The sequence below is a fragment of the Modestobacter sp. L9-4 genome (genome assembly GCF_019112525.1).
Classification (GTDB): domain Bacteria; phylum Actinomycetota; class Actinomycetes; order Mycobacteriales; family Geodermatophilaceae; genus Modestobacter.
On the sequence record NZ_CP077800.1, the window covers coordinates 2,755,545 to 2,769,100 of the forward strand.

A 13,556-nucleotide genomic window follows, 5' to 3' on the forward strand; every position below is an offset into this window, starting at 1 on the left:
CGGCTAACGCACAGGAGTGCACGCTTCCGCGCACGAGAACTGCACATCCACCGAGAGGGTCACAGTGTCGTCACCCGTATCGCTCCGCCGCCTCGCCGCAGGAGGGGCCCTCATGGCCCTCACCCTGCTGGCGCCCGCGCTGGCCGGCACCGCCCAGGCCGCACCGGGACAACCCGGCACCCCACCGTCGCACGCGGGCTCCACGTCGATGGTCGAGCCCGTCATCGACGCCAACTTCGCCGACCCCGACGTCCTGCTGGTCGACGGCGTCTACCACGCCTACGCGACCAACAACGACGGCCAGAACGTCCAGCACCAGACCTCGACCGACCTCGTGCACTGGACGCCGCAGCCCGACGCGGCCCCGACGCTGGGCCCGTGGGTCGGGGCCTGCAGCTTCGCCCCGGGTGGTGCCACCGACAACTGCGTGTGGGCCCCCGAGGTCAGCGCGGTCGATGGCGGCTACGCGCTGTACTACACCGCCCGCGACGCCGCCTCGGGTCGCCAGTGCATCGGTGTCTCGACGTCGGCCTCGCCGGACGGGCCGTTCCTGCCCGTGGGCAACGACCCGCTGGTCTGCCCCAGCGGTGCCCGCGACACCGTCGACCTCGGCGGCGCCATCGACGCCACGACCTACGCCGAGAACGGCCAGCTGTACCTGCTCTGGAAGGCCGACGGCAACTGCTGCGTCGGCAAGACGGCGATCATCTACATCCAGCCGCTCTCGGCGGACGGCACGACGCTCACCGGGCCCCCGAAGGAGCTGATCCGCCGCGACCTGCCCTGGGAGGGCAACGTCGTCGAGGCGCCGACCCTGGTGGAGCACGACGGCGTCTACTACCTCTTCTACAGCTCGAACGACTTCGGTGGCGGTGGCTACCGCACCGGGTACGCGACCGCGTCGAGCATCACCGGGCCGTACACGAAGTCGACGACCGAGCTGGTCACCAGCGAGATGTTCCAGGACCACGTGCTCGGCTACGGCGGTCAGGACGTCATCACCAACCCCGACGGCGGCACCTCGATCGTCTACCACGGCTGGGACCCGACCTACTCCTACCGCGCGATGTACGTCAGCGACCTCAACTGGACCGCCGCCGGGCCCGTCGTCGCCGACGCCGCGGTGCGCTACCAGGCCGAGGCCGGGAAGGTCGTCAACGCCCGCGTGGCCCCCGACGACGCGGCCTCCGGGCTGGCCAAGGTCGGCGGCATGGACGCGACGAACAGCTCGGTGACCGTGACGGTGCAGGCGGAGAAGTCCGGCCCGGCGACGCTGGGCATCCGCTACACGAACGGGTCCACCGACGGCGCCACCCCGGTGACGGCGACCGACACCCTGACGGTGAACGGGCGCAGCGCCGGCACGGTCACCTTCGCCCACACCACCTGGGGCAACTGGCGGATGGCCGAGGTCGACGTCCAGCTGAAGAAGGGCACCAACACGATCACGCTGACGAAGGCCACCTTCTACGCCGAGATCGACGCCTTTGACGTCTACGACGCCAGCCACGTGCCCGACCCGAAGGGCCCGCCCGCGGGCTCGACGACCACCCGCTACGAGGCCGAGGCCGGCGTCGTCACCCACGCCTCGATCGGCGGGGCCGGCGGCGCGTCCGGCGGCCTGAAGGTCGGCGGGATGGACTTCGCCGACAGCTCGGTCTCGCTGCAGGTGTACGCGGAGAAGGGCGGCCCGGCCACGCTGGGCATCCGGTTCGCCAACGGCTCCGACCGCGGCGGCTACCCCGTCCAGTCGACCGACACGGTCTCGGTGAACGGCACGGCGGCCGGCACGGTCACCTTCCCGTACACCCGCTGGGGCAACTGGACGACGGTCGAGCACCAGGTGCTCCTGAAGAAGGGCTGGAACACCGTCACGCTGACCCGGGGCACGTTCTACGCCGAGATCGACGCGGTGGACGTCTCCTGACGTCCCCCTGAGCAGGCTCCATCCGCGCACGCCACAGCCGCCGACGGCCCGCCGTCGGCGGCTGTGGTCTGCTGGGGGACCGCCCCCAGCACCCGAGCGCCACTCGGCCAGGAGACCTGCCATGACCCGCCGCACCGCCCCCCGCCTGCTCCTCACCGCCGCCGTCGCGCTGTCCCTGGCCGCCTGCGGCGGCAGCACGGACGACTCCTCGCCGGCGGCCGCGGGGTCCAGCGCCGCCGCGGCCTCCGACTGTCTCGCCGAGGCGCCCACCAGTGCGGCCCCGGCCGGGGTGTCCACCGACCTCGCCGTGCGGCCCGAGGCGCCCTGCTACACCGCCCCGGCCCCCACCGACCTGGTCCTCAGCGACGTCGTCGTCGGCACCGGCGCCGAGGCGGCCGCTGGCACCGACGCCGAGGTGAAGTACGTCGGCGCCTTCTACGAGTCCGGCGACGAGTTCGACGCCTCCTGGAACGGCGGCGACGACAAGACGTTCTCCGTCACCGTGGGCGCCGGCCAGGTCATCCCCGGCTTCGACCAGGGCATCGAGGGGATGAAGGTCGGCGGCCGCCGGATGGTGACCATCCCCAGCGACCTGGGCTACGGCCCGTCCGGGCAGGGCCCGATCCCCGGTGGCGCCACTCTGGTCTTCCTCATCGACCTGGTCTCGGTGAGCTGACGCGGATCAGCGCAGCACGGAGGTCAGCAGCAGGCTCGTCGCGGTGTTCAGCACCCCGGGGACGGCGCGGATGCGGTCCAGCAGGGCGTCGAAGGCAGCCAGGTCGGCCGCCCGCACCTCGGCGACCAGGTCCCACGCGCCGTTGGTGGTGTGCAGCGACTCGATCTCCGGGAACCCGCCGAGCCGGGCGATGACCCCGTCCGCGGAGCGGCCGGCCACCTCGATCAGCGACACCGCGCGCACCCCGCCGTCCGCGGCGTCCTCACGCACCCGCACGGTGAACCCGACGATCACCCCGGCGGCGACCAGCCGGTCCAGTCGTGCGGTGACCGTGGCCCGGGTGACGCCGAGGCGGCGGGCCAGCTCGGCGACCGGGGCCCGGCCGTCCTCGCGGAGGACCGCGAGCAGGCGGCGGTCCAGCTCGGTCAGCGGCGTCATGAGCAGAAGGTAGAGACGGGCTGCGCAGGTCGGTCGGTGGGACGGCCGGAAACGCGCTGTCCGCTCATCGACGCGCACCCGCCGGGCTCCCTAGCGTTGCGCCATGACCGAGTTCGTGGACGTGCGGGACATGGTGCGGTGGGTGGCGGCCACCGGCCCCGAGCAGGTCATCGCCGGGATCGCCCGGTACGTGGCCGAGGACTTCACGCGCTGGGAGTCCTTCGACAAGACGCCGCGGGTGGCCAGCCACACGCCCTTCGGCGTCATCGAGCTGATGCCCACCAGTGACGGGGAGCTGTACGGCTTCAAGTACGTCAACGGCCACCCGGACAACCCGGCCCGCGGCTTCCAGACCGTCACCGCGTTCGGCGCGCTGGCCGAGGTGCACAACGGCTACCCGGTGTTCCTGGCCGAGATGACCCTGCTGACCGCGCTGCGCACCGCCGCCACCTCCGCGGTCGCCGCCCGCGCCCTGGCGCGGACGGACTCCCGGCGGCTGGCGCTGATCGGGGCGGGCAGCCAGTCGGAGTTCCAGGCGCTGGCCATGCGCACGGCGCTGGGCATCGAGGAGGTCAGCGTCTGGGACACCGACCCCGCGGCCACGGCCAAGCTGGTGCGCAACCTGACCCCGCTCGGCTTCGACGTCCGGGTCGCCACCTCCGCCCGGGACGCCGTCCGCGGCGCCGACGTCGTCACCACCTGCACCGCGGACAAGGCGCGTGCCCAGGTGCTGGAGGCCGGGTGGGTCGAGCCGGGCACGCACGTCAACGCGATCGGCGGCGACTGCCCGGGCAAGACGGAGCTCGACCCGGCCATCCTCACCGGGGGCACGGTGTTCGTGGAGTTCACGCCGCAGACCCGCGTCGAGGGCGAGATCCAGGCGCTGCCGGCCGACTCCCCGGTGACCGAGCTCTGGGAGGTGCTCACCGGGCGCGCGCCGGGGCGCACGTCGGCGGCGCAGGTGACCGTCTTCGACTCCGTCGGCTTCGCGATCGAGGACTTCTCCGGGCTGCGCTACGTGCGCGACGCCGTCCGCGGCACGCCCTGGGTCTCCGCCATCGACCTGGTGGCCGAGCCGGAGGACCCCAAGGACCTGTTCGGGATGGTCGGCGCGCTGTCGCCGATCGGGGTCTGAGGTTCAGCGGGCGGCGACGGGCTCCCGGGCGGGGGAGTCCTCGCCGGCGAACAGCGCGGCCGTCGCCTGCGCGCTGGCCTGCGCCCGGCGGGTGGTCGCCGCCGTGCACAGCAGCACGACGACCAGCCCGCACCCGGCCAGCAGCCACCAGGCCGGGTGCGTCGCGGCGGCGAAGTCCGGGCCGATGACGCCGGTCGTGGCCCCGGCGATCGAGCCCGCGACCGCGACGCCCAGCGAGGCACCCACCTGCCGGCTGGTGGAGGCGACCGCGGCCGCCACCCCGGCCTGCGCCCGGGGCATGCCCGAGACGGCGGTGTTGGTGATCGGTGCGTTGACCATCCCGAAGCCGATGCCGAAGACGAGGTAGGCGCCGAGCAGGTACAGCAGCGGGGTGGTCGGGGTGATCCGGGTGAGCAGCACGGCGGCGGAGCCCATGCAGACGCCGGCGACGTAGAGCGGGACGCGCACCCCGCGCGCGCCGACGATCCGGCCCGACACGGGGGCGAGCAGGAAGGTGGCCAGCGCCATCGGCAGGGTGCAGAGCCCGGCCTCCAGGGCGCTGTAGCCCCGCGAGCCCTGCAGGTACAGCGTGTTGAGGAAGAGGAAGGCGGCGAAGGCCCCGAACGCGGTGACCGCGGTGAGGGTGGCCGAGCTGAACGGCACGCTGCGGAAGAAGCGCAGGTCCAGCAGGGGGTCGGTGCGGCGCGGCTCCCAGCGCAGCAGCCCGGCCAGGGACAGCAGGGCGAGCAGGAACAGCGCCACGATGACGGGGGAGCCCCACCCGTGCCGCGGCCCCTCGATGATCGCGTAGGTCACCGTGGCCAGCGTGATCGCGACCAGCAGCTGGCCGACCGGGTCGGGACGGCGGGGCCGCTCGGCCCGGGACTCCGGCACGAAGACCGCGGCCAGCACGAACGCCGCCACCCCGACCGGGACGTTGATCCAGAAGATGGCCCGCCAGCCGACCGTCTCGGTCAGCGCGCCCCCGACGATCGGGCCCAGGGCCATCGACAGCCCGACGACGGCACCCCACACGCCGATCGCCCGGGCCCGCTCCCGGGCGTCGGTGAAGACGTTGGTGATGATCGACATCGCGACGGGGTTGAGCATCGAGCCACCCACCGCCTGCAGCGCCCGGGCGGCCACCAGCCAGCCGAGCCCGGGGGCGAGGCTGCACAGCAGCGACCCGACCGTGAACGTCACCAGGCCGACCTGGAAGGTGCGCCGGCGGCCGAGGCGGTCGGCGGTCGAGCCCGACAGCATCAGCAGGCTGGCCAGCACCAGCGTGTAGGCGTCGATCGTCCACTGCAGGCCGGACAGCGACGCCCCGAGGTCGCTGCGGATCGAGGGCAGCGCCACGTTCACGATCGTGTTGTCCATCGAGACCATGAGCAGGCTCAGGCAGCAGATCAGCAGGACCAGCGTCTTGCGGCGGGGTGTCATCGGGGTCGGACCTCTTCCGTTGCTCGATGCAACGGTACGAGCTGTCCGGCGATGAGGGGGGCGGGCTGCCCGGCCGGGTAGCGTCAGGGGCAACCACGGCAGTGCAGCAGGGAAGCCGGTGCGAGCCCGGCGCGGTCCCGCCACTGTGACCTCCGCACGGAGGGAGCCAGACACCTCGGCTGCCGTGTCCGACGACCCGGGGCGCGGACCCCGAGGGAGGCACCACCTCGTGAGCTCACGCACCTTCACCCTGCTGTCCACCTCCGACACCGACCTGCTGTCGGCCCGCGCCAGCGACTCCTCCTGGAAGCTGGGCAACCCCTACCGCGCCGGCGACCTGGCCGAGTTCGCCGCCGGGACCGACCTCGTCGTCGTCCGCATCCTGGGGTCGCGCCGCAAGTACGAGGACATGGTCGCGCCGCTGCTGGCCCTCGGCGTCCCGGTGGTCGTGCTCGGTGGCGAGCAGCTGCCCGACGCGGAGCTGATGGGGCTCTCGACCGTGCCGATGGGCGTGGCCACCGAGGCGCACGCCTACCTGGCCCAGGGCGGCCCGGACAACATCGTGCAGCTGCACCGCTTCCTGTCCGACACCGTGCTGCTGGACGGCGAGGGCTTCGACGCCCCGGCCGTCGCACCGGACTGGGGCCTGCTGGAGCGCCCGAGCACCGCGACCGGGCCGCGGGTCGCCGTCCTCTACTACCGGGCGCACCACCTGGCCGGGAACACCGCGTTCGTGCACGACCTCTGCGCGGCGATCGAGGGCGCCGGCGGCGTGCCGGTGCCGGTCTACACCGCCTCGCTGCGATCGGTGGCGCCGGAGATGCTCGACGTGCTGCGCACCGTCGACGCCATGGTCGTCACCGTGCTCGCCGCCGGCGGCACCAAGCCCGCCACGGCGTCGGCCGGCGGGGACGACGGCGCCTGGGACGTCGGCGAGCTCGCCCGGCTCGACGTCCCGGTGATCCAGGGGCTGGTGCTGGGCACCCCGCGGGCCACCTGGGCGGCCAGCGACGACGGGCTGTCCCCGCTGGACGTGGGCAACCAGGTCGCGATCCCGGAGTTCGACGGCCGGATCATCAGCGTGCCGTTCTCCTTCAAGGAGGTCGACGAGGAGGGCCTCACCTCCTACGTCGCCGACCACGAGCGGGCCGCCCGGGTGGCCGGCACCGCCGTCGCGCACGCCCGGCTGCGGCACACCGCCCCCGCCGACCGGCGCATCGTGATCATGCTGAGCGCCTACCCGACCAAGCACGCGCGGATCGGCAACGCGGTCGGCCTGGACACCCCCGCCTCGACGGTCCGGCTGCTGGCCGCGATGGCCGGCCAGGGCTACGACATCGGGGCGTTCGACGGCGAGGGCTCGTTCCCCGGCGTCGCCGACCTGGACGGCGACGCGCTGGTGCACGCCCTGATCGAGGCCGGCGGCCAGGACCCGGACTGGCTCACGGCCGAGCAGCTGTCGGGCAACCCGGTGCGCATCCCGGCCGCGGAGTACCGCCGCTTCTTCGACACCCTGCCCGCCGAGCTGGCCGACCGGATGGTCGAGCACTGGGGGCCGCCGCCGGGTGAGCTGTTCGTGGACCCGACCGACGACTGCATCGTCTTCGCCGCCCTGCGCGCCGGCAACGTCGTGGTGATGGTGCAGCCCCCGCGCGGGTTCGGGGAGAACCCGATCGCGATCTACCACGACCCCGACCTGCCGCCCAGCCACCACTACCTGGCCGCCTACCACTGGCTGCGCTCGTCCTTCGGCGCGCACGCGGTCGTGCACATGGGCAAGCACGGCAACCTGGAGTGGATGCCCGGCAAGACCGTCGGGCTGTCGGCGTCGTGTGCGCCGGACGCCGCCCTGGGCGACCTGCCGATGGTCTACCCGTTCCTGGTCAACGACCCGGGCGAGGGCAGCCAGGCCAAGCGCCGGGCGCACGCGGTGCTCATCGACCACATGGTGCCGCCGATGGCCCGCGCGGGGACCTACGGCGACATCGCCCGGCTCGAGCAGCTGCTCGACGAGCACGCCAACATCGCCGCGATGGACCCGCCGAAGCTGCCCGCCGTCCGGCAGCAGATCTGGACGCTGATCCAGGCCGCCAAGCTCGACCACGACCTGGGCCTGGACGACCGGCCGCACGACGCCGAGTTCGACGAGATGATCCTGCACGTCGACGGCTGGCTGTGCGCCATCAAGGACAGCCAGATCCGCGACGGCCTGCACGTCTTCGGCTCCCCGCCCGAGGGCGACGCCCGCGTCGGCCTGGTGCTGGCGATCCTGCGGGCCCGGCAGATCTGGGGCGGCTCGGTCGCCATGCCGGGGCTGCGCGAGGCCCTCGGCCTGGTCGAGGACGGCTCGGCCGGGCTGCACGAGACCGACGAGGTCGAGGCCCGCGCGCTGGCCCTGGTCACCGCGATGGAGGCGGCCGGCTGGACCGCCGAGGCCGTCGAGCCCACCGTGGCCGAGGTGCTGGGCGGCCCGCACGCCGAGGTCAGCCGGGTGCTGGACTTCGCCGTCGCCGAGGTCGTCCCGCGACTGGCCAGGACCACCGACGAGATCGACATGGCCCTGCACGCCCTGGACGGCGGCTACGTGCCGGCCGGCCCCTCGGGCTCGCCGCTGCGCGGGCTGGTCAACGTGCTGCCGACCGGGCGCAACTTCTACTCCGTCGACCCGCGCGCGGTGCCCTCCCGGCTGGCCTGGGAGACCGGGCAGGGCCTGGCCGAGTCCCTCGTCGAGCGCTACGTCTCCGAGACCGGGGAGCACCCGCGCTCGGTGGGTCTCTCGGTGTGGGGCACCTCGGCGATGCGCACCTCCGGCGACGACGTCGCGCAGGTGCTGGCGCTGCTCGGCGTCCGGCCGGTCTGGGACGAGGCGTCCCGCCGGGTGACGAAGCTGGAGCCCATCCCGCTCGGGGAGCTGGGCCGGCCGCGGATCGACGTCACGGTGCGCATCTCCGGGTTCTTCCGGGACGCCTTCCCGCACGTGGTGACGATGCTCGACGACGCCGTCACCCTGGCCGCGGGCCTGGACGAGACGCCGGAGCAGAACTTCGTCAAGGCGCACGTGGACGCCGACGTCGCCGAGCACGGCGACCGCCGGCGGGCCACCACCCGGGTGTTCGGCTCCAAGCCGGGCGCCTACGGGGCCGGGTTGCTGTCGCTGATCGACAGCCGGGACTGGCGCACCGACGCCGACCTGGCCGAGGTCTACGCGGTCTGGGGCGGCTACGCCTACGGCCGCGGTCTGGACGGCGTCGCGGCGCGCGGGGACATGGAGACCTCCTACCGGCGGATCGCGGTCGCGGCGAAGAACATCGACACCCGCGAGCACGACATCGCCGACTCCGACGACTACTTCCAGTACCACGGCGGCATGGTCGCCACCGTCCGTGCGCTGACCGGCACCTCGCCCAAGGCCTACATCGGTGACTCCACGCGCCCGGAGCACGTGCGCACCCGCTCGCTGGTCGAGGAGACCTCCCGCGTGTTCCGGGCGCGGGTGGTCAACCCCAAGTGGCTGGCCGCGATGCGCCGGCACGGCTACAAGGGCGCCTTCGAGATGGCCGCGACGGTGGACTACCTGTTCGGCTACGACGCCACCACCGGCGTGGTCGCCGACTGGATGTACGAGAAGCTCGCGCAGTCCTACGTGCTCGACCCGGAGAACCGGGCGTTCATGGAGGAGTCGAACCCCTGGGCGCTGCACGGCATCGCGGAGCGGCTGCTGGAGGCCGTCGACCGCAAGCTGTGGGCCGAGCCCGACCCGGCGCTGCTGGCCGAGCTGCAGCAGGCCTACCTGGACACCGAGGGCGACCTGGAGGGCGGGGACACCCCCGCCCAGGCGGGCGCCCGCACCTGACCGGGGTCCGGTGACCGCGATCAGGTCCCCTGACCGGAGGGCGTCCTCCCGCACCTGCGCAGGTGCGGGAGGACGGACCCCGAGCAGGTGACCTGGTCCACGCCGGCACCGCACCGACGCGCCCGCCACGGGTGGCGGCGCCGTCATCGCTACGTTGGAGACAGTCGCCCGGGACAACCGGGGAGGACCGGGTGGACGACCCGGTCCGTGCTACCGAGGGGAACGCAACGCATGACGCAGGCCGATCCGATGAACGTGGTGGTGATCGGGGCGGGCCCGGCAGGCCTCACCGCCGCCTACGAGCTCACCAAGCGCCACGTGCCGGTGACGGTCGTCGAGGGCGACGCGATCGTGGGCGGGATCAGCCGCACCGCGGAGCGGGAGGGGTGGCGCTTCGACATCGGTGGGCACCGCTTCTTCACGAAGGTGCCCGAGGTCGAGGCGCTGTGGCACGAGATCCTCCCGGACGAGGACTTCCTGCTGCGGCCGCGGATGAGCCGGATCTTCTACGACGGCAAGCTCTACGACTACCCGCTCAAGGCCTCCAACGCGCTGCGCAACCTCGGCCCGGTCGAGGCCGTGCGCTCGGTGGCCTCCTACCTGGCCGCCAAGGTCCGCCGGCCGCAGGAGGACACCCTCGAGGGCTGGATCGTGGCGCGCTTCGGTCAGCGGCTGTACCAGCACTTCTTCAAGACCTACAACGAGAAGCTGTGGGGTGTGCCGGTCGACAAGCTGCCGGCCGACTTCGCCGCCCAGCGGATCAAGAACCTCTCGCTCACCGGCGCGGTGATCAACGCGCTGACGCCCAAGCGCAAGCAGACCTCGATCACCTCGCTGATCGAGGAGTTCCAGTACCCCAAGTACGGCCCGGGGATGATGTGGGAGGCCGCTCGGGACAAGGTGGAGTCCGGCGGCGGCACGGTGGTCATGGAGCAGAAGGTCAGCACCGTGCACTGGGAGCCCGGCCGCGGCGTCACCGGCCTGACCACGGTCGTCACCGGTGGCTACGGCCCGGGTGCGGGCGCGCCGGAGGCCACCCGCACCGACATCGGCGCGGAGCACGACTACCCGGCCGACCACGTCATCTCCTCGATGCCGTTCTCCTCCCTGGTGAAGGCCCTGGACCCGGCCCCGCCGGCCGAGGTGCTCGCCGCCGCCGACGCGCTCAAGTACCGCGACTTCCTCACCGTGGCCCTGGTGCTCCCGGTCGAGGCCGGGTTCCCGGACAACTGGATCTACATCCACTCCCCGGAGGTGCAGGTCGGGCGGATCCAGAACTTCGGGTCGTGGTCGCCGTACCTGGTCAAGGACGGGCGCACCTGTCTGGGCCTGGAGTTCTTCGTCAACGTCGGCGACGAGGTCTGGAACCGCTCCGACGAGGACCTCATCGCCCAGGGTGGCCGGGAGCTCGAGCACCTCGGGCTGGCCAAGGCCGCGGACGTCGAGCGCGGCTTCGTCGTCCGGATGCCGAAGGCCTACCCGTTCTACACAGCGGACTACAAGGACAACGTCGAGGTCATCCGCCGCTGGATCGAGGCGAACACGCCGAACCTGCACCCGGTCGGGCGCAACGGCATGTTCCGCTACAACAACCAGGACCACTCGATGCTCACCGCACTGATGACCGTGCAGAACATCGCCGACGGGGCGCACCACGACGTGTGGGACGTCAACGTCGAGGAGGACTACCACGAGCAGGGGCCGGCCGACCGCGAGGCCGACCGCTGACGGCGGACTGACGACAGGAGACCCCGTCCCGCGCCCGTCCACCGGGTGCAGGGCGGGGTCTCCTCGTTCAGCTGGGTCGGTCGTCGGCCAGGGCGGCGGTGCAGGCGAGCAGGTCGCCCTGCAGCCGGCCCGCGGAACCGGCGGGCAGCGCGACCAGCATCCGCTGCTCGACCGCGGCGACGGCGCTGCTGGCTCGCGTGAGCAGCTGCGCGCCGTCCGGCGTGAGCGCGGTGGGCAGCGCGCGCCCCTGCGGTGCGGTGGTGGGCCGGGCCAGCAGGCCGCGATCGGCCAGCCCGGCGAGCACCGTCTGCATGGACTGGCGGGTGACGAAGACCCCCCGGGCCAGTTCGGCGGCCGAGAGCCCGGGCCGCTGGCCCAGCAGCTCCAGGCAGGCGTACTGGGTGACGTTCAGGTCCAACGGGCGCAGTGCCGTCTCCATCGCCGTCCGCAGTGCGGCCGCCGCCTGCTTGAGGGCGTAGCCCACCGACGTGTCGAGCTCGACCCCTTGCGCCATGTCAGGATTCTGACATACGGTGGTCGATGTCAGGAAGTTGACATCGACCAGGAGGACGACATGCCCACGGTGACCGGACCCGACTTCATCGCCCTGCAGGTGCGCGACCTCGATGCCGCGGCGACCTTCTACGAGAAGCGACTGGGGCTGCGGCGCGCACCGGTCGCCCCGCCGCACGCCATCGTCTTCTCCACCAGCCCGATCGCCTTCGCCGTGCGCGAGCCCCAGCCCGGCGTCGACCTCGACGCGATCAGCCCCCGGCCCGGCGCCGGGGTGGCGTTGTGGCTGCACGCCGACGACGCTCAGGCGCTGCACGACGAGCTGGCCGCCGCCGGGGTCCCGGTGCTCGCCGAGCCGGTGGACGGCCCCTTCGGCCGCACGTTCACCTTCGCCGACCCGGACGGCTACGCCGTGACCGTCCACGACCGCGCCTGAGCCCCCGCCGATGAGTTCACCGGCTCCCGGGGGTCTCCAGGTGCATGACCACCACGCTGCTGGCGATCGGCACCCGCAAGGGGCTCTGGCTCGCGACGAGTGAGGACCGGCGCAGCTGGTCGCTCTCCGCGCCGCACTTCCTGATGACCGAGGTGCCCAGCGTGGGCATCGACGTCCGTGCCGGGCGCACCCGGCTGATGGTCGGGGTGCGCTCGGAGCACTTCGGGCCCACCGTCGTGCACTCCGACGACCTCGGCCTCACCTGGGACGAGCCGCCGGGCGGGGCGATCCGCTTCCCGGCCGACACCGGGGCGGCGGTGGAGCGGATCTGGCAGCTGCAGCCGGACTCCGCCGACCGTCCCGGCGTCGTGTGGGCCGGCTGCGAGCCGATCTCGGTCTGGCGGTCCGAGGACGGCGGCTGCTCCTTCGCCCTGGAGCGCGGGCTGTGGGACCACCCGCACCGCACCGAGTGGGGTGCCGGCTACGGCGGGGCGGCCGCGCACTCCGTCGTCCCCGGGCCCGGCGGCACGGTGCACGTGGCGATGAGCACCGGCGGCGTCTACCGGACGACGGACGGCGGCGGTTCCTGGCGGCCGCGCAACGGCGGCATCGGCGCGTACTTCATGCCCGGTCCCGCACCCGAGTTCGGCCAGTGCGTGCACAAGATCGCCCGGGACGCCGCCGACCCGCGCCGGCTGTACGCGCAGAACCACCACGGCGTGTACCGCTCCGACGACGACGGCGACACCTGGACCTCGATCGCCGACGGGCTGCCCTCGGACTTCGGGTTCGTGATGCTCGCCCACCCCTCCCGCGGCGGCACGATCTGGGTGGTGCCGCTGGTCGCCGACGGGGAGCGGGTGCCGCCGGGCGGCCGGCTGGCGGTGCACCGCAGCGACGACGCGGGGGAGACCTGGCGGGAGCTGCGCGCCGGGCTGCCCGACGTCGAGTTCAACGCGGTGCTGCGGGACGCCGCCTGCGTGGACGGCGGCGACCGGGCGGGCGTCTACCTGGGCACCCGCGGCGGCGACGTCTACGCCAGCGCGGACGAGGGGGAGTCGTTCACCCACGTCGCCGGGCACCTGCCCGACGTGCTGTGCGTGCGGGCCGCGGTGCTGCCGTGAACGTGCCGGTGCGGCTGCCGCGGATGCTCGCCGACTGCACCGGCGGCCGGACGTCGGTGACCCTCGACCTGGCCGCGCCGGTGACCGTCGGGGCACTGCTGGACGCGCTGGCCGCCGACCACCCGGTGTTCGGCCGGCGGGTGCGGGACGAGACCGGTGCGCTGCGCCGGTTCGTCAACGTCTACGTCGGCGACGAGGAGGTGCGCCGGCTGTCCGGACTGGCCACCGAGGTGCCGGCCGGGGTGGAGGTGATGGTCGTGCAGTCCGTCGCCGGCGGCTGACC

Annotated in this window: 11 protein-coding genes and 1 riboswitch; of the genes, 8 read left to right on the forward strand and 3 right to left on the reverse strand. The window is 73.3% G+C overall.

What is annotated here, in order from left to right; genetic code table 11:
- Positions 1-112: 112 nt before the first annotated feature.
- Both KUM42_RS12975 and KUM42_RS12980 read left to right on the forward strand, forming a co-directional pair.
- The gene (locus KUM42_RS12975) at positions 113-1,927 is read left to right on the forward strand and encodes a family 43 glycosylhydrolase (protein WP_237492889.1); all 1,815 of its coding nucleotides are present in this window, start codon (positions 113-115) and stop codon (positions 1,925-1,927) included.
- 121 nt (positions 1,928-2,048) lie between these two features.
- Positions 2,049-2,603 carry an FKBP-type peptidyl-prolyl cis-trans isomerase gene (locus tag KUM42_RS12980; RefSeq protein WP_237492890.1) on the forward strand — a complete coding sequence of 185 codons (555 nt, stop codon included), beginning with the start codon at positions 2,049-2,051 and terminating at the stop codon, positions 2,601-2,603.
- A 6-nt stretch (positions 2,604-2,609) separates the two neighbouring features.
- Here the strand turns inward: KUM42_RS12980 and KUM42_RS12985 are convergent, their stop codons facing one another.
- A complete protein-coding gene (locus tag KUM42_RS12985) occupies positions 2,610-3,041 on the reverse strand; it encodes an Lrp/AsnC family transcriptional regulator (RefSeq protein ID WP_237492892.1) in 432 nt (143 codons plus the stop codon).
- 103 nt (positions 3,042-3,144) lie between these two features.
- Here KUM42_RS12985 and KUM42_RS12990 point away from each other — a divergent pair, with 103 nt between their 5' ends.
- On the forward strand, positions 3,145-4,176 hold the full coding sequence (locus tag KUM42_RS12990) for an ornithine cyclodeaminase (protein ID WP_237492894.1): 1,032 nt from the start codon (positions 3,145-3,147) through the stop codon (positions 4,174-4,176).
- Between the two features lie 3 nt (positions 4,177-4,179).
- Here KUM42_RS12990 and KUM42_RS12995 read toward each other — a convergent pair whose 3' ends face one another.
- A complete protein-coding gene (locus KUM42_RS12995) occupies positions 4,180-5,619 on the reverse strand; it encodes an MFS transporter (RefSeq protein WP_237492896.1) in 1,440 nt (479 codons plus the stop codon).
- Between the two features lie 108 nt (positions 5,620-5,727).
- Positions 5,728-5,795: riboswitch (cobalamin riboswitch) on the forward strand.
- A 53-nt stretch (positions 5,796-5,848) separates the two neighbouring features.
- Between KUM42_RS12995 and cobN the strand changes: the two genes are divergently transcribed.
- Together cobN and KUM42_RS13005 are read left to right on the forward strand one after the other, a co-directional pair.
- Positions 5,849-9,472: a cobaltochelatase subunit CobN gene (gene cobN / locus KUM42_RS13000; RefSeq protein ID WP_237492897.1), complete on the forward strand. Its 3,624-nt coding sequence runs from the start codon at positions 5,849-5,851 to the stop codon at positions 9,470-9,472.
- 207 nt (positions 9,473-9,679) lie between these two features.
- Positions 9,680-11,200, forward strand: coding sequence for an NAD(P)/FAD-dependent oxidoreductase (locus KUM42_RS13005; RefSeq protein ID WP_255557502.1), 1,521 nt, complete (start codon positions 9,680-9,682; stop codon positions 11,198-11,200).
- 67 nt (positions 11,201-11,267) lie between these two features.
- Here the strand turns inward: KUM42_RS13005 and KUM42_RS13010 are convergent, their stop codons facing one another.
- Positions 11,268-11,714 (reverse strand): MarR family winged helix-turn-helix transcriptional regulator, encoded by a 447-nt coding sequence (locus tag KUM42_RS13010; RefSeq protein ID WP_237492902.1) that lies wholly within the window; start codon positions 11,712-11,714, stop codon positions 11,268-11,270.
- Between the two features lie 60 nt (positions 11,715-11,774).
- Between KUM42_RS13010 and KUM42_RS13015 the strand changes: the two genes are divergently transcribed.
- Genes KUM42_RS13015 through KUM42_RS13025 form a run of 3 tightly spaced genes read left to right on the forward strand, consistent with a single transcriptional unit; the run spans position 11,775 to position 13,554 of the window.
- Positions 11,775-12,149: a VOC family protein gene (locus KUM42_RS13015; protein WP_237492903.1), complete on the forward strand. Its 375-nt coding sequence runs from the start codon at positions 11,775-11,777 to the stop codon at positions 12,147-12,149.
- Between the two features lie 44 nt (positions 12,150-12,193).
- Complete coding sequence (locus tag KUM42_RS13020) at positions 12,194-13,273, forward strand: glycoside hydrolase (RefSeq protein ID WP_237492904.1); 1,080 nt, start codon at positions 12,194-12,196, stop codon at positions 13,271-13,273.
- Positions 13,270-13,554, forward strand: coding sequence for a MoaD/ThiS family protein (locus KUM42_RS13025; RefSeq protein ID WP_237492906.1), 285 nt, complete (start codon positions 13,270-13,272; stop codon positions 13,552-13,554). Before KUM42_RS13020 ends, KUM42_RS13025 begins: the two co-directional genes overlap by 4 nt.
- The last annotated feature ends 2 nt before the right edge of the window (positions 13,555-13,556 follow it).

Excerpts from the sequence above, each read along its gene's own strand:
- KUM42_RS13010 (WP_237492902.1), bottom strand. The coding sequence starts at position 11,714 with ATGGCGCAAGGGGTCGAGCTCGACACGTCGGTGGGCTACGCCCTCAAG.
- KUM42_RS13020 (WP_237492904.1), top strand. The coding sequence starts at position 12,194 with ATGACCACCACGCTGCTGGCGATCGGCACCCGCAAGGGGCTCTGGCTC.
- KUM42_RS12995 (WP_237492896.1), bottom strand. The coding sequence starts at position 5,619 with ATGACACCCCGCCGCAAGACGCTGGTCCTGCTGATCTGCTGCCTGAGC.
- KUM42_RS12990 (WP_237492894.1), top strand. The coding sequence starts at position 3,145 with ATGACCGAGTTCGTGGACGTGCGGGACATGGTGCGGTGGGTGGCGGCC.
- KUM42_RS12985 (WP_237492892.1), bottom strand. The coding sequence starts at position 3,041 with ATGACGCCGCTGACCGAGCTGGACCGCCGCCTGCTCGCGGTCCTCCGC.
- KUM42_RS12975 (WP_237492889.1), top strand. The coding sequence starts at position 113 with ATGGCCCTCACCCTGCTGGCGCCCGCGCTGGCCGGCACCGCCCAGGCC.
- KUM42_RS13015 (WP_237492903.1), top strand. The coding sequence starts at position 11,775 with ATGCCCACGGTGACCGGACCCGACTTCATCGCCCTGCAGGTGCGCGAC.
- KUM42_RS12980 (WP_237492890.1), top strand. The coding sequence starts at position 2,049 with ATGACCCGCCGCACCGCCCCCCGCCTGCTCCTCACCGCCGCCGTCGCG.